General features: G+C 69.5%; 16 protein-coding genes. 13 read left to right on the top strand and 3 right to left on the bottom strand.

Annotated features, from left to right (window positions below; translation table 11 throughout):
- Positions 1–548, bottom strand: a 548-nt coding sequence (locus D7V88_RS28790) for a lysophospholipid acyltransferase family protein (RefSeq protein WP_147448905.1), incomplete at its 3' end; no start/stop codon positions are given.
- A gap of 202 nt (positions 549–750) precedes the next feature.
- Between D7V88_RS28790 and D7V88_RS28795 the strand changes: the two genes are divergently transcribed.
- The 11 genes from D7V88_RS28795 (at position 751) to D7V88_RS28840 (ending at position 12,397) form a co-directional block, all read left to right on the top strand.
- Positions 751–1,248, top strand: a complete 498-nt coding sequence (locus D7V88_RS28795) for a hemerythrin domain-containing protein (RefSeq protein ID WP_120543830.1) — start codon at positions 751–753, stop codon at positions 1,246–1,248.
- Positions 1,249–1,429: 181 nt separating this feature from the next.
- Complete coding sequence (locus D7V88_RS28800) at positions 1,430–1,948, top strand: cell wall protein (RefSeq protein WP_120543831.1); 519 nt, start codon at positions 1,430–1,432, stop codon at positions 1,946–1,948.
- A gap of 127 nt (positions 1,949–2,075) precedes the next feature.
- Complete coding sequence (locus tag D7V88_RS28805) at positions 2,076–2,942, top strand: tryptophan 2,3-dioxygenase (protein ID WP_120543832.1); 867 nt, start codon at positions 2,076–2,078, stop codon at positions 2,940–2,942.
- Positions 2,943–3,055: 113 nt separating this feature from the next.
- Positions 3,056–3,232: a hypothetical protein gene (locus tag D7V88_RS43165; protein WP_158625170.1), complete on the top strand. Its 177-nt coding sequence runs from the start codon at positions 3,056–3,058 to the stop codon at positions 3,230–3,232.
- Positions 3,233–3,381: 149 nt separating this feature from the next.
- Positions 3,382–3,942, top strand: a complete 561-nt coding sequence (locus D7V88_RS28810; protein ID WP_120543833.1) for a Uma2 family endonuclease — start codon at positions 3,382–3,384, stop codon at positions 3,940–3,942.
- A gap of 13 nt (positions 3,943–3,955) precedes the next feature.
- Positions 3,956–5,083, top strand: a complete 1,128-nt coding sequence (locus D7V88_RS28815; RefSeq protein ID WP_120543834.1) for a hypothetical protein — start codon at positions 3,956–3,958, stop codon at positions 5,081–5,083.
- Positions 5,084–5,220: 137 nt separating this feature from the next.
- On the top strand, positions 5,221–7,848 hold the full coding sequence (locus tag D7V88_RS28820) for a phage tail family protein (protein WP_120543835.1): 2,628 nt from the start codon (positions 5,221–5,223) through the stop codon (positions 7,846–7,848).
- A 212-nt stretch (positions 7,849–8,060) separates the two neighbouring features.
- Positions 8,061–9,524, top strand: coding sequence for an adenylate/guanylate cyclase domain-containing protein (locus tag D7V88_RS28825; RefSeq protein ID WP_120543836.1), 1,464 nt, complete (start codon positions 8,061–8,063; stop codon positions 9,522–9,524).
- A gap of 66 nt (positions 9,525–9,590) precedes the next feature.
- Entirely contained in the window at positions 9,591–10,013 is a 423-nt protein-coding gene (locus tag D7V88_RS28830; RefSeq protein WP_120543837.1) for a type II secretion system protein GspG, read from the top strand.
- A 248-nt stretch (positions 10,014–10,261) separates the two neighbouring features.
- A complete protein-coding gene (locus D7V88_RS28835) occupies positions 10,262–11,620 on the top strand; it encodes a universal stress protein (RefSeq protein ID WP_120543842.1) in 1,359 nt (452 codons plus the stop codon).
- Positions 11,621–11,815: 195 nt separating this feature from the next.
- The gene (locus tag D7V88_RS28840; RefSeq protein ID WP_120543838.1) at positions 11,816–12,397 is read left to right on the top strand and encodes a sigma 54-interacting transcriptional regulator; all 582 of its coding nucleotides are present in this window, start codon (positions 11,816–11,818) and stop codon (positions 12,395–12,397) included.
- 107 nt (positions 12,398–12,504) lie between these two features.
- Here the strand turns inward: D7V88_RS28840 and D7V88_RS28845 are convergent, their stop codons facing one another.
- A complete protein-coding gene (locus D7V88_RS28845; protein WP_208726531.1) occupies positions 12,505–12,915 on the bottom strand; it encodes a hypothetical protein in 411 nt (136 codons plus the stop codon).
- A gap of 216 nt (positions 12,916–13,131) precedes the next feature.
- Here D7V88_RS28845 and D7V88_RS28850 point away from each other — a divergent pair, with 216 nt between their 5' ends.
- Positions 13,132–13,590, top strand: coding sequence for a hypothetical protein (locus tag D7V88_RS28850; RefSeq protein WP_120543839.1), 459 nt, complete (start codon positions 13,132–13,134; stop codon positions 13,588–13,590).
- 133 nt (positions 13,591–13,723) lie between these two features.
- Complete coding sequence (locus tag D7V88_RS28855) at positions 13,724–14,140, top strand: hypothetical protein (protein ID WP_120543840.1); 417 nt, start codon at positions 13,724–13,726, stop codon at positions 14,138–14,140.
- 426 nt (positions 14,141–14,566) lie between these two features.
- On the opposite strand, the gene D7V88_RS28860 is transcribed toward D7V88_RS28855, so the two are convergent.
- Complete coding sequence (locus D7V88_RS28860) at positions 14,567–15,232, bottom strand: SCO family protein (protein ID WP_120543841.1); 666 nt, start codon at positions 15,230–15,232, stop codon at positions 14,567–14,569.
- Between the last annotated feature and the right edge of the window lie 45 nt (positions 15,233–15,277).

Raw genomic sequence — 15,277 nt, forward strand, 5'->3', positions numbered from 1 at the left:
TATAAGAGACAGTCCTGGGCCAGTTGCCAGCCCAGCCTGTCCTCGCCCGGGGGCCAGAAGAAGGTGTCATCCACCCCGAAGCCGGCGAAGGGCACCACCGGCACCCCGGCCTTCATGGCCAGCCGGACGAAGCCCAGCGTGCGTTCCCATCTCAGGCGGTAGCGGCCCTGGCTGCGTTTGAAGGTCTCCCGCGCGCCACCCGGGTAGCACACGACCAGTTGCCCCTCCCCCAGCGAGCGCAGCGCGTTCTCCGGCGTGCCCTCCACCCCGCCCAGCCACGGCAGCACCGTGCGCACGAGGGGAATCTTGAAGAACCCCCGCTCCGCGAGCCCCAGCGGGTAGCGGCCCGTAGCGGCATGTAGCAGATGGAAGAAGGCAGGGGTTTCGTATCCCCAGACACCATGGTTGCCCACGAGCAGCAGGGGGCCCGAACGGGGAAGGTGTTCGGCACCCATCAGTCGGGCGCGGTGATAGCGCGCGGACAGGGCGGCGCCGGTCTCCGCGAAATGGAAGACGGCCTGACGGACGCGGTTGAGTGGGTTTTCCACGGTGGAGCCAAGATGGAGCCGCTGCCTCCCACCGGCAGCGTCGAAGCAGCCGGCCGGGCAGGGGCTCAAGCCGCTGTCATCGGGCAGCTCCCTGTAAGCCACCCGCCCCCCGCCAGATGGGAATTGCCTGCCAGCAGGCTGGCTTTCACGGCCGGGGACCGGTGCGGTTGTCTGCCTCCAGGGGCGTGCCGATGCTTGATGCATGGTGGGGTCATTCGACATCCTCGTGGAGCAACACCGGGCACTGGAAGCCTTGTTGGAGGGGCTGGACACGGAGCCCGACGACGATGATTTGCGGTCGCGGCAGGAGGACCTGGCCCGCCTGTTGCGCCTGCATTCCCGCCTGGAGGAACGCCACATCTACCCCCTGGTGGCGCGCGTGGAGGGCCGCGGCCGGGCCCGCGAGGAGGCCGAGGATCACCTCACCCTGCGCGAGTTGATGGAGGAATTGCAGGAGCTGACGCCGCGCGGCGAGGACTGGCAGGCGCGATTGTTCACCCTGCAGGATCTGCTGGTCGCGCACGTGCAGGCCTCGGAGCATCTGTTGCTGCCCCGACTGGCCACTGCCCTGGACTCCGAGGAACTGGAGACCCTGGAACACGACCTCGCCCTCACGTGTGAGGAACTGCTGGAGCGCTCGCAACGCACCCCCGCCCCGGGGCAGGGTGCGTTGTTGGAAGCCCTGCATTGGGATGCGTAAGGACCCACGTGTCAGCGCCGGCCAGGCCCGTTTTCCGGGCCGCTGATGCCCGCTGATACGCACTCCCGTCACAACTTTTTATCGCTTCCTTCGACAATTGCCTTTCTGGGAGGTATTGATAGTCCGGCGTGCCGGTTCACGCCGATGGCAATGCTCCCCCCTAAACCGAGGATTGTTCGAAATGTCAGTTGACAAGGCGTTCCGCGAGATGATTCGCAACGAGATTGAAGTCCAGCTCAAGCCCCTGCGCGACGTGGTGTCTCGTCTGGAGGCGGGCACGGCGGACCTGGATGCGCTGCGCAGCGTGGCCGAGCGTCTGGCGCCCCTGGCTCAGGTGGTGGGCCCGCTCTTCGGCGCGCAGGCGCCCGCGGCGAGCAAGGCCGGGCGTCGCCCCGTTGGCCGTCCGGCCCGCGCGGCGGTGAGCGCTCCGGTGGCGGCGGTCGGTGGCAAGCGTCGCGGCCGCAAGCCGGCGGCGGACGGCGGCGCGCGTGAGTGCGCCATCAAGGGCTGCGGCAAGCCCAGCCGCACCAAGGGCTACTGCGCGGCGCACTACCAGAAGCTGCGGATGCTGGAGAAGACCAACCGCCGTCCGGGCGCGTGGAGCGACTACGCCGAGCCGAACAGCGTGGAGGACATCAAGCTGCCCCGTGGCCGCGCCGCCTCCAAGGCGCTGGCTGAAGCCGCACAGAAGAACGCTTAAGCAGTACGTTGCCCCGGCCCGGGCAGAGGTAGGTGAACCACACTCCCGAACGGGAGCGTGGGAGGATTATCCGCGCGGAGGATGTGCTTGCGCCGCGAGGGGGTTGGTGCGCATGAATGCCCGGGCCATGAACAAACGCGACCTGGAGCCTGGAATCGTCACGGACCTCGCGGGCCGGACGACATACGGTGACTATCTGCAGCTGGACCGGTTGTTGTCCGCGCAGGTGCCCCGTTCCCAGCCTCCCCACCACGACGAGTTGTTGTTCATTGTCCAGCACCAGACGAGCGAGCTGTGGATGAAGTTGCTCATCCATGAGCTGTCCGCCTGCATCCGCTACATCCAGGCGGACCGGCTGGAGCCCTCCTTCAAGATCTTCGCGCGCGTCGCGCACATCCAGCGGATGCTCTTCGAGCAGTGGAGCGTGCTGGAGACGCTCACGCCCAATGAGTACCTGGAGTTCCGCGACACCCTGGGCCACGCGTCGGGCTTCCAGAGCGCGCAGTACCGGGCGCTGGAGTTCCTGCTGGGCAACAAGGACGCCAGCACCCTGTTGCCCTTCCAGCACGTGCCGCACGTGCACGGGGAGCTGGAGCGGCTGCTGGAGTCACCGGGCATCTACGACGAATTCCTGCGTCACCTGGCGCGCCAGGGTCATGACATCCCGGCCAGCCACGTGGAGCGCGACTGGCGTCTGCCGTATGAGAAGAGCCCCCAGGTGATGGAGGTGTTCCGGCGCATCTACCAGGACACGGACAAGCACTGGGATGCGTATGAGATGTGCGAGAAGCTGGTGGACACCGAGGAGCGCTTCCAGCTCTGGCGCTACCGGCACATGATGACGGTGATGCGCATCATCGGGTTCAAGCAGGGCACGGGCGGCTCCTCCGGGGTCGGCTTCCTGCGCAAGGCCCTGGACCTGCGCTTCTTCCCGGAGCTGTGGGACGTGCGCACGACCCTGACGCCGCCCTCCCGGCCCCGGGGCCCGGCGTAGGGCTCCTGTTTCCCCGCATGCCCTTCGGCCGGGGGGAGGCGGGGTGCCAGACGCGGCGCGGGCTCCCTAGCTTGGGAGAGGCAAACCCTCTCATCTCGCGAAGGAGTCTCCCCATGGGCGAGCACGAAAGCCCTCGGAAGGAACCGCAGCTTCCGGAGGATGAACAGAAGAACAAGCGTCAGGCCGGGGACCGCCCCGTTCCCACGCCCGGCCGTATTGGCAATCTGCCAGATGATGCGCGGGGGCCCGGTGAATCTGGCGTCACCCTGCCCAAGGGCGGTGGGGACTGACTTGAGCCATCCGTGAAACATCCGGACGCCTGACCTCTGGGGCGCTTCTTCCGGGGCTTCCCGCGTCGGGGTACACCGTTGGGCAGCGTGTCAGATGGCCGTGAGAATGTCCGCGCATGGCCCTACCTGCTAGATTGGTTGCTCCAGAGATGACCCGAAAGCCCGCGACCTACGCCGACCTCGAAGCGCTTCCCCCGCATCAAGTGGGAGAGATTGTCGCCGGGGAATTGTACGCAAGTCCAAGGCCCGCGATGCCCCATGGGTCCGCAGCCCTTCAACTGGCCTCGGAGTTGAACAGCCCCTTTGGTCGGGGACGTGGTGGACCGGGCGGATGGATCTTCGTGGCCGAACCGGAGCTGCACCTGGGGCCGGATGTCCTGGTGCCGGACATCGCCGGGTGGCGCCGGGAGCGCCTGCCGAAGCTGCCCAAGGTCGTGGGCCTCAAGATGGCGCCGGACTGGCTGTGTGAAGTGTTGTCGCCCTCCACGGCCCGCCTGGATCGGGTCCGGAAGCTGCCGGCCTACGCGCGGGAAGGCGTGAAACACGTCTGGTTGGTGGACCCGCTCCTGCGCACCCTGGAGGTCTTCCGCCTGGAGGGGCCGCACTACCTGCTGCTGGCGACCCATGAGGAGGAAGAGGTCGTCCGGGCGGAGCCCTTCGAGGCGCTCGCGCTGGAACTTCGGGTCCTGTGGGAAGACGTCGAGGAGTAGGCTGGAAGGCATCATGTCCGTGTCCACGGAACTTCCGCTGCTCTTCGAACAGGCCCACATCCTCTGCTACCGCACGTTCGACATCGCGGAGGAGATCGACCTGGAGCGCGCGCGCAAGGCGCTGTCGGAGGACTCGCGTCGCCTGAAGCTGTCGCGTGAGAACAGCCAGTACATCCAGCTTCCCAATCCCCCCGTGGCCTACGAGCTGGGCCGCAAGGCGCTGGCGATGCGCGGCGGTCCCGTCACGGTGGACGCCACCGCGCGCCTGTTCGACCATGGCGCCGCGTCCATCATCCTGCGCGTGCCGGTGACGCCCGGCACGACCTGGGAGCGGCTCACCGACGTCGCCGACGAGCTCTATGACAGCCAGGCGCTGGAGGACCTGGCGCGGGAGCTGGTGGAGGGCGTGCGGCGCACCATCGCCACCGCGGTGCAGGGGCCGCACCTGTGGGACCAGAGCGAGAGCTACACCGTCATCTTCGCCGAGCGCATCCAGGGCAACCCGACCGCGGAGGAGCTGTTCCAGCGCGCGGACATCGCCCGGCTGCTGCTGGGCGAAGTCGGCACCCTGGACCTGGCCCCGCGCGAACGCGAGGCCGTCACCCAGGTGCGCTTCAGCTACACCGTCAACGACCTGGTCGTCGTGGACTGGAACAGCGCGTTCGTCTACGAGCCGTCAGGTTCGCGCGACATCCCGGACCTGTTGGAGATCGCCAACGCGCAGCTCCTGGAGTTCCGCTACTACGACGAGCGCTTGGACAAACACATCGCCCGCATCCACGACGAGGTGCAGGCGCGCAAGCGGGGCTGGCTGACGTTGTTCCGCAGCCCCTACCGCGACCTGGCCCGCGAGACGCTGGGCACGTTGGTGGACCTCAACGAGTTCGTGGAGCGGGTGGAGAACAGCCTGAAGATCATCGGCGACTTCTACCTGGCCAAGGTCTACGAGGGCGCCGTGCGCCGCATGCGCATCCCCGCGTGGCAGGGCTCCGTCACCCGCAAGCAGCAGCTCCTGGCCCAGACGTATGGCCTGCTCAAGGGTGAGGTGGACATCGACCGTTCCCACATCCTGGAGGTGATGATCGTCGCGTTGATCATCCTGGAGATCGTCCTGGCCTTCGGTCGGGTCTTCCAGCACTGACGCAAGCCTCCGCCCGGTGTGAAGGCGGGGTGCGCCATGGCTCCCGCTTCATCAAGAAGTGAGAGCCGCGCGTAACTTTCACGGGGTTCCGCCCGATACCTGCTGAGCGAGAGGTTTTCGACTTCAGGAGCAGGCACATGGCGGTCAACGGCCCGGGCACCCCCACGTCTTCCAACGCGGCGCAGGCGGCGGCGGAAGCGGCGCGCAGGGCGGCGGAAGCGGCGGCGAAGGCCGCGGCGGAAGCGGCCCGCAAGGCGGCGGAAGCGGCGGCGAAGGCCGCGGCCAACACCGTGCGTCCGGATGCGGGCGGAGCCTCGCGCTTCGATGCGGCGAAGGCGGATGCGCGCAAGCCCCGGCTGGATGCGGTCGCCGCGCCCGCGACGTCGCTGCTGAACGAGGACACGCGGGATGGCAGCGTCAACTGCCTGGACCGCGCGGCGGACTGGGTGGACAAGGCGAGCCCGCAGTTGCGCGCGCGCAGTGAGCTGGTGTTCCTGGAGGACACGCGGCCCGGTGCGCAGGGACAGACGGGCCACGTGGTGGTGCGCCAGGGCGAGCGCGTGTTCGACCCGTCCAGCAACAAGAGCTACGACTCGCTGGCCGACTACCAGCGCGCGCAACCGCAGTACCGCGAGGTGGGCTCGCTGCCGGCGACGCAGGCCTCGCGCATCTTCTCCACGCCCCCGGGTTCGCCGGAGCGACAGGCCGCGCTCGCCCAGGCGAAGGTGGCGCCCGCGCTGCAACAGTTGCTGGTGGCGGATGCGCCCGTGGAAGGCGCCAACGTGGCCCCGACCACGTCCGCCGAACCGCGCGAGCTCAACCCGGAGTCCGTGGCGCAGGCGGAGGCGTGCGTCGCGGAGCTGGAGCAGGCACACCACCTGAGTCAGCCCTCCATGGCCGCGGAGATGCTCCTGCAGCACGCGGACGACCCGGACTTCCAGGCGGCCTTCATCGGCCTGCTCTCGGAGGGCGGTTCGGAGGGCATCCTGCAGAACGTGGTGACGGGCTTCGAGGGGCTCTTCATCATGTCCGGCGCCGGCGAGTACCGGGGCACCCCCGAGCAGCGGCAGGCGGTGACGGACGGGCTCCAGGCCGCGCTCGACGCCGGGACGCTCACGCAAGCCGACCTCCAGGGCATGAGTCAGGCCTCGCCGTACATCTGGGAGCCCATCCTGGCGGCGCTGGACGTGACGGCCGCCCAGCGTCCGGAGGGCGCGGACGCCGCCATCGAGCAGGTGGAAGGCGCCACGGCCGAGTACGAGGAGGCGCAGGCGGCCGCGCGCGAGCGGGACGAGTGGCTGGCCAAGCAGCTCGCGGGCCTGGGGGACACGCTCACGCCCGAGCAGAAGCAGGCGTACATCAACGCGTACCAGAACGACCCGGCGAACAAGGCCATCTACGACAACCTGGATGCCAAGGCGGCCGCGCTGGCGCAGGTGGTCCAGGACAACGCCTCCGTGCTGGAGGCCGCCGCGTACGCGAACCCGGAGAAGGACGGCGCCGTCCTTCGCAAGTCGCTGGAGCTGCTCGCGGACTCCAGTCAGGCCGCCGTGGCGGTGGAGCTGGGCGCGAAGTACCTGGGCGACCCCTCAAGCCCCATGGGGCAGGTGGCGGCGGGCTGGGGGGAGGACTTCTCCAAGAAGATATTGGAGACGGGCGTTCCCAACGCGGCCTCGCAGTTGCTCGCGGAAGGCGACCCGGAAGCGGCGCTCGCGAAGCTGGAGGGGATGCTCGAACCGCTGAAGAAGGCGGGCGCGGCGGGCGTCGCCGCGTATTCGGACATCAAGGACGGCCTGGAGGCCATCAAGCAGGCCAAGGCGGGCAACTACGACCGGCTCACGCAGCTTGCGACCAAGTGGGACACGTCCGGCCCGTTGATGAAGGGCCTGGTCGTGGCGGGCTTCGCCTTTGGCGCGGTGGGCGCCATCGCGGCGGGCAAGGAGGGCGACTACGCGGCGATGGTGAAGGGCATCGCCGCCGCGGGGGAGAGCGGCGCGAAGCTGACCGCCAGCATCCTGCAGTCCATGGCCTCCGCGGGCGACGTGGCCCGGGTCGCTTCGTTCGCGACGAAGCTCGCGCCCGCGCTGGGGCTGGTGGCCAACGCGGTCTCCGCCGGCATCCACATCAACCAGTTCGCCCAGAACAACAACCCGGGCTACCTGGTGGCCGCGTTCGGCGACGTGGTGGGCGTGCTGGGCTCCGTGCTGGAGTTCACCCCGGCCGCGCCCCTGGGCCTGCTGCTCAGTGGCATTGGCGCGGCCATCACCGCCATCGGTGAGCTGTTCGCGGGCTTCGTCGAATCCGGCCAGTTGGATGACGAGCAGAAGCGCTACCTGGAGGAGATTGGAATGGACCCCGCGCTCAGCGAAACGCTGCGCGACACGGACTTCGAGCGCATCCAGGAGCTGACCCAGGAGCTGGGCATCCCTCCCGAGGACGTGCAGCGGCTTGCCCAGCAGATGCCGTGGCTCCTGACGGAGGACAGCGGCAACGGGCTGAGCCTGGATGCGACGGTGAAGCTGTTCAAGGCCTACGGCATCCAGGGTCACGACGCCTACGAGCTGCTGTCCACCATGGGCGCCGGAGCCGAGAACCAGGACAACAGCACCTTCGTGGTGCTGATGAACCTGTCGCGCGAGGCGGGCTGGGCGACGACGTCCGAGGACTTCGACTACGTCCTCAACAAGCTCAAGGAAATCCTCCCCGACCACGTGTCCACCATCAACGAGCTGCTGCTCGCGGGCGAGGCGCACCGGGGCAATTAGTCCGGAGTCTCAATCCACCCGGAAGGAGGGGCGGGCCGTCGGAAGTCAGACGGACCGTCCATGATTCGGGCCCATGAAGCACGGGGACAGGGGCCCGGCAGGGGTGGAGGATCGCTGGAGGACGGGGTTGGGCTACACTGTGGGACAGGGCGTGCGCCGAGCCGTCCGTGTCTCGCCCCGGGGCGTGGTTGTCTGGGGGCGGAGGTTGCCGCATGAGTGCTTCAAACCCCCTCTTCGGTGACCTGTTGCTCAAGCTGGGCGTGGTTTCGCCGGGGCAGGTGCAGGAAGCGCTCGCGTTGCAGGCCCTCACCGGCCAGCGCGTGGGCGAGGCCCTCATCTCCCTGGGCTACGTGTCGCGCGAGCAGATTCAAGACGCATTGGGGGAGGCGTTGGGATTGAACCAGCAGGAGAAGGGGCCAGCGCAGCCGCCGCTGGGCGAGCTGTTGGTGGGGCTCAAGTACGTGACGCTCGCGCAGTTGGGCGAATCGCTGACGCGCCAGCGCCGGGATGGCCGGCGCCTGGGGGAGATCCTCGTCGAACAGGGCCACTGCACGTACAAGCAGATCTACGAAGCGCTGGGCCTCCAGAACCGCATCGCCGGACGGCAGGACCTGCCCCGGCCCGCGATGGAGGGCCGCCGTCGCGTGGTGGTGGTGGACGACAGCCCGCTCGCGTGCGCGTTCGTGCAGGAGGGCCTGGTGGCGCTGGGCTACGAAGTGCTGTGCTTCCAGGACCCCTACGAGGCGCTGGAGGGCATGAGCCGGCTGCAACCGGCCATCGTGCTGAGCGACCTGGAGATGCCCGGGCTGGACGGCGTGGAGCTGTGCCGGCGGCTGAAGGAGGGCCCGCGCAGCGCCATCCCCATCATCGTGCTCACCGCGAACGACCGGGAGGCGGAGCGCGTGCGGGGCCTGCGCGCGGGCGCGGACGACTACGTGAACAAGTCCGCGTCCATGGACGAGCTGGCGGCGCGCATCGAGAGCGTGGTGCGCCGCACGGGCGAGACGGAGCGCATGCGCAAGCTGTTCGCGCGCTACACGTCCGACGCGGTGGTGGAAGAGATCCTGAAGAGCGCGGACGCGGCGGTGCTCGCCGGTGAGAAGCGCGAGGTGACGGTGCTGTTCGCGGACATCCGCAACTTCACGGGCCTGGCGGAGAGCCTTCCGCCCGAGCAGGTGGTGGCGGTGCTCAACCAGGTGCTGGGCCGGCTGTCGGACGCGGTGCTCACCTGCGGCGGCACGCTGGACAAGTTCCTGGGCGACGGGCTGATGGCGGTGTTCGGCGCGCCGGTGGGGCGCTCGGACGACGCGCTCCGGGGCCTCCAGTGCGCGAAGATGATGATGGAAGCCTTCGTGGAGCTGCGCGCGGTGGCGGAGTCCGAATGGGTGGCCCACGGCCGCGAGGGCCGGCCCCTGGTGCTGGAATTGGGCGTGGGACTGAACTCGGGCGTGGTGGTGTCCGGCAACATCGGCAGCGCGCTGCGGGCCGAATACACCTGCATCGGCGATGCGGTGAACGTGGCCGCGCGGCTGTGCGCGCTGGCCGGGCCGGGGGAAATCCTGGTGGGCGAGCGCACGCGCGAGCTGGTGAACGCGAACGAGACGGCTTTCGAGGACCTGCCCCCGGTGCGCCTGAAGGGCAAGCAGCAGCCGGTGCCGCTGTACCGGGCCCTCTGACGCCGCGTCCCTTCGGCGAAGTCGTTTCATGACCGGCGCGGCCGGGAGCGGTAGGGTGGGCGGGCCATGGCCGCCTCGTCCCACGCCCCCGACGCCTCCGAGAAGTCCCGCCGTTCGCCGCTGCCGTGGGTGGCGGTGGTGTTCGCCGTGGGGCTCGTCCTGGCGGTGGTGCTCACCGCCTTCCACCGTCGCGACAACGAGCAGGCGCACCGCATCCACGCCGACTTCTCCGTCATCCTGGACGCGCTGGAGCGCTACCGGGGCGAGCACCAGGGCCGGTTGCCGGAGGAGGGCGACCTGGACGAGATGCTGGTGCCGAAGTACCTGCCCATCGTGCCGTTGGACCCTTGGGGCCGGCCGTACCAGTACGCGAGCAACTCGCAGGGCGTGTTCCTGGCCACCTTCGGCCGGGAGAACGGACGCGGCGGCGTGGACGAGGACCAGGACCACACCAACCACGACGGGCACCAGGAACTGCTGCGCAGGTAGGGCCCCGCGGGGCTGGTCGCGAGGCGCGTCGCCCTGACGGGTGGTTCGGGCCGGCGTCTGGGCCGAGGGCTCCAGCGGTGGTGTCCGAGCACCCTCGCCAGAGAGCGGCGCTACCGGGGGAAGCCCGGATGCACCCTTCCTGGAGGGCAGGCAGGCCGGCATGCATGGCTGGCCTCCACGGGGAAAGGGACGTGCGCATCTTCCGCGAGGGAAGCCCAGCGGGCATCGCTTCCTCCAGGGGGTCCGCCATGGCCATCATCTGCGCAACGAACCTGTCCGCCGAAGCCACCCACGCGGCGACCGTGGCGGCGACGCTCGCCGGACGACTGGGCGAGCCCCTGCTCCTGTTGGGCGTGGACGACGAGGCCCCCGGCGCACCGGCTTCCGACACCCCGTCCAGCGTGGAGGCCGGGCTCGCGGCGGAGGCCACGCGCCTGAGGGCCCTGGCCGGCACGGTGGAGCCCCGGATGCAGCGGGGCGCCTCGGTGGAGACGCTGCTGGGGGATGAGGAGTGCCGCAGCGCCCGGCTGGTGGTGGTGGCCGCGGAGGGCTGGCGCACGTCGGCCTGGCGAAAGACCTCCCTGGCCGAACGTCTGGCCCGTCACGGCTGCGCCCCGGTGCTGGTGGTGCGGCGGGACACGGCGCTCCTGGACTGGGCCCGGGGCCGGCGCCGGCTCAACGTGATGGTGGGAGTGGATCCCCGCTCCTCCACGTCCGACGCGGCGCTCACCTTCCTGCGTGAGCTGCGGAGGATGGGCGGCTGCGACGTGCTGGCCACCTACGTGTGTTCGCCCGCGGAGGAGCGTCAGCGGTTGGGCATCCACACGCCGGTGCACGTGGAGCTGCTGGGCCCCCAGCAGCGCGACATCGAATCGTTGGACCCGGTGGTGGAGCGGGTGCTGCAACGCGAGGTGCGCGAGCGCATGGGCGACCTGGAGGGCGAGGGCCGCGTGGAGGTGGTGCTGGAGCCCGGCTTCGGCCGCCCGGCGGACCACCTGCTGCACGTGGCCCACGCGCAGGGCGTGGACCTGACGGTGGTGGGCATGCACCTGCGCGGCGGGGTGCTGCGGCTGTGGCACGGCTCGGTGTCGGAGGGCGTGCTGCGCCACGCGGAGCGGTCGGTGGCGTGCGTGCCGCCCACGCTGCGCGAGCCGCGCCGCCTGCCTCCGCCCCGGAGCGCGCTGGTGCCGGTGGACTTCACCGTCGCCTCCGGACAGGCCATCGCGCAGGCGTGCACGCTGGTGGGCCCGGGAGGCCGCGTGCACCTGCTGCACGTGCACCGGCTGCGGGGCCGTGAGCGGGGCCCCCGGGACTTCCACGGCGTGCTCCCGGAGCCCGCGGGGGAGCGGGACGCGGTGCTCGCGAGGCTCTGGGACCAGATTCCCCGGGACGCCGTCGCCCTGTCGGTGCACTGGAGCGTGGAGGGCGTCAGCGGAGAGGACGTCGCGCTCGCCATCTGCCAGGCCACGGAGCGCGAGGGTGTGGACCTGGTCTGCGTGGGCACCTCCGAGCGCCGCGAAGTCGTGCCCGATGCGCTGGAGGGCGCGGTGGCGCACGAACTGGTGGTGCGCTGCCGCCGCCCGGTGATGGTGGTGCCCACCGTCTGAAACAGGGCCGTACACTGTACAAAGATACAAGATGACCCAGGGGCACGGTCCCCTTGTCCGATGAACGGATGTCCAGGTTTCCGCCCGCCTTGATACGGGTCCCTGCTCATTTCCCTCAAGTAAGGCATTGAACAGGCGACCCGTGAGGGCGTTAGACTTTGCGAGGACCCGTTTTCCCAGAAGGGTAGGGCATCCGTGGCTCTCCGAGGCTATCGAGAAGAAGACCTCGTCTCCAACCGTGCATCGCTGCTCATCCACGGAGGTACTGAGGACGAGCGCAGGGCCTGGGCGGAGGAAGCCGCGCTCCACTTCGGCGTCCCGCTCACGGAGGTGCGTCAGGCGACGGAGCTCGCCGGGGCGCTGCGACAGCCCAACGGCGTGCTGTTCATCGCGGACGTGGCGAAGCTGCCGCTGGATGCCCAGGGGCTCATCCTGCGCTGCCTCCAGATGCAGGAGGAGCGACCCAAGGTGGTGGTGGGCGTGTCGGGCACGGCGAGCGCGGCCCTGGGGCGCGGCACGCTGCGCGAGGACCTGCACTACCGGCTCAACCAGGCGCAGGTGGACCTGCAGACGGATGGCCTGCGCGACGTGCTCAAGCGGCGCTGGGCACAGCAGGCGGAACAGCTCGCCGAGCGCACCGCCGCGCTGAAGGCCGCCGAGGAGCGGGAGCGCGCCGCCGCAGTGGCCCGGCGTCCCGGCTCCGTCACCCGCACCGTGCCCAAGCGCAAGGCCCCGCCGACGCCTCGCAAGAGCGCGACCCGCAACGCGGTCCGCTGAAAAGCACCCCGCCGGACCCGGGAGGACGCCCCGGGACCGGCTGCCCGCGCGCTCAGCCCCGGCCCTGAGCTGCCTCAGGGACGGTCCGCGCGGGGGGCCTCTTGAAGCTACTTGCGGCGCGACGGCTTCGCGGCCGTCTTCACGGCCCGCTTCGCGCGGGACGCGGACGGCTTCACCGCCGCCGGGGCCTTCTTCGCGGTGCGGCGCTTCGCCGCGGCGGGCGCCGCCACGACCTTGCTGCCCGTCTTGCGGACCGCCGCCTTGCGAGCAGGCGCCGCCTTGCGGGCCGGAGCGGCCGCCTTGCGCGTGGAGGGGGTGTGCTTCGCCGCCTCCACCTTCCGGACCGTCGTGGCCTTGCGGCGCGCCGGCGTGGCCTTCTTGACCAGCTTCGCCTGGAGGGTGTCCACCGTCCGGGCCGTCGCCGTCGCCGTCTTCGCCAGCACCTGCGCTCCCCGCGTGCTCACCTGGGTCACCGCGCGCTTCACCTGTTCCACCAACCCACGCTTCGACGTCGCCATCCGCAGCCTCGTTTTCATCTGGAAAGGGCCCGTTCGTTGAGGCCCAAGGTAGTCACGGCCCCCGGCTGGAGCAGCGGCCAGGCACGTGGGAACCCTGGCAGGACGGGCTTGTCACAGGGGCAGGGGGACGTCCAGGGCCGGGGAATGGGTAGTACTGGAAAGATGGGCTAGAGTCGTTCCGTCCTCATCTCCCCTCCTTTTTTGGAGCGAAATCACATGTCCCAGCAAAGCCCTGGCAAGAAGCGTGGTCTGTCCCGTCCCGTGGAAGTCGTCCGCGCGGAGCTGCTCAAGGATCCCGAGACGAAGCGCATCGCGGACGCGGTGGGCATGAAGCTGGAGGACTACGTCGAACTGGTGCTCGAGTACGCCCAGGACAAGGACAAGGAGCCCATGCTCAACGTCGTGTCCGACGAGGAGCTGAAGGCGAACGGCTTCCCCGTGCACACGGTGGAAGAGGTCGGTGAGTTCCTGGTCGCCGGCGCCAAGGGAGAGCTGCCCGGCCAGGGCAACCCCTTCGCGAAGTCGGAGTTCGAGGGCTCCAAGGGGGATGCGTCGGGCAAGCCCAGCCTGAACCCCACGGGCGAGGTCGCCAAGGCCCCCCAGGATGAGGCGAAGCGCCAGGAGCTGATCGATCAGCTCAAGAAGGACAAGGGGAGCGGCGGACCCCGGGGCTGAGGCCAGCCCGCATCCGCCGTGAAATTCGATCGGAAATTCAGGAGGAAACCTTTTCCTCCTGCCTCCGAGAATCCTTTTGTAGCTTCACTTCGGCACACACTCTCCAAACCAGACTTAAGCAGGGGGTATTACCATGGGCGGCATCGGCAAGATTGTCAGCAGCGTTGCGAAGACGGTTAGCAAGGTTGCCGGCGGCGTCGCGAACATCGCGGGCAAGGCCCTCAGCTTCGTGCAGAACCCGATGGGCGCCATCACGGGCGGTCTGAAGGGTCTGGCGGGCGGCCTCCTGGACAAGCTCCCGTTCGGCCTGGGCAAGCTGGCGAAGCCGTTCGTCGACAAGTTCATCGACTCCGGCGCGTCGCTGCTCGCCAAGGGCCCCCTGGCCGGTCTGTCCCAGCTCACCAAGTTCGCCCCGACCGTGAAGTCCATCGCGGACATCGCGACGACGGTGAAGGACGGCGCGGACAAGGTCGGCGCGCTGGCCTCCCAGCCCGCGCAGCAGAACGTGCAGAACCTGTTCGCCCACGCGCAGGCTGCGCTCATCAACTAAGTTTCACGCTGAAGTTGGCGTGATGCTCAGGACCGAAGGCCGGTACTCACCGCGAGGTGGGGGCCGGCCTTTCGGCTTTGCGGGCCACGCTTCGGGCCGGTTCCCTCCTTCGGGCAGGGACGCCGGCCTTTTGTGCATCCCGGGTCCTGGGTCACCCAGTCCTTGTCCTGTGCCGCGAGGGCCCGTCGCCGGAGGCCTTCTGAAGCGCGGTGGGACCCTCGTCCCTTGATCCCGTCCGGAGGGGTGCTTCCGTGGGTTTGGAGCCGCCTTGGGGCCGGTGAGGGCCCTTTGGGGGGCAGTCCTGCTCGGACAATCACAAATTGAGAGGAGTTGGGGTGGGCGCGACCTGGGTGACACCCCGGGTGCGGGGTGGATCATCCGGCCTTCCGGCGGGGGGCGGCCGGAAGGGGCGAAAGCGCCGGGATTTCAGCCTTCGTCGCGGGCGAGGCGTTGCGCGTCCGTTTCGAGGCGCCCGGTGGCTTCGGGATCCGCGCTGTCGTAGTAGCCGCGGATCTCTCCGGCGCCATCCACCAGGACGAAATGGGTGCCGTGGAAGATGGAGAGCAGGTCGTCCTCGGCGGCGCCGGGTTCGCGGCCCATGCTGATCTTGAAGCCCTGGACGATGGTGTTCTTCAACTGGCCGTAGTCGCCGGTGAGGAAGTTCCAGCGGGTGAAGTCGGCGCGGTACTTCTGGCCGTACTCGGCGAGCCGCTCCGGGGTGTCGTAGGCGGGGTCCACGGAGAAGGACACCAGTTGGAGCCGGGGCCCGAGCGTGGCGGTGCTCTCCTGCAGGCGCGCCATCTTCTGGGTGAAGACGGGGCACACGGTGGGGCAGCGGGTGAAGATGAAGTTGGCGACGAAGGGGCGGCCGTGGAGTTGCTTCAGGCCAAAGGGCTGCCCGTCCTGCCGCGTGAAGGTGAAGTCCGGCAGGGCGCCCAGCTTCGGCGGTGGGGCGGCGCGGCCCCCGGCCAGTTCCCGGGCCGTCACCACGACGAGCCCGAGCGACGCCACGACGACGCCCGCCCAGAGCATGGAGCGCCGGAAGTTCCGGGGACGGGGGGCCGGGAGGGAGGAAGGCGAGTCAGCGGACATGACCCGGCACGTAACGGCATCCCTGGGGGGTGCACAAGCGCGGGG

Source organism: Corallococcus terminator, assembly GCF_003611635.1.
Classification (GTDB): Bacteria; Myxococcota; Myxococcia; order Myxococcales; family Myxococcaceae; genus Corallococcus; species Corallococcus terminator.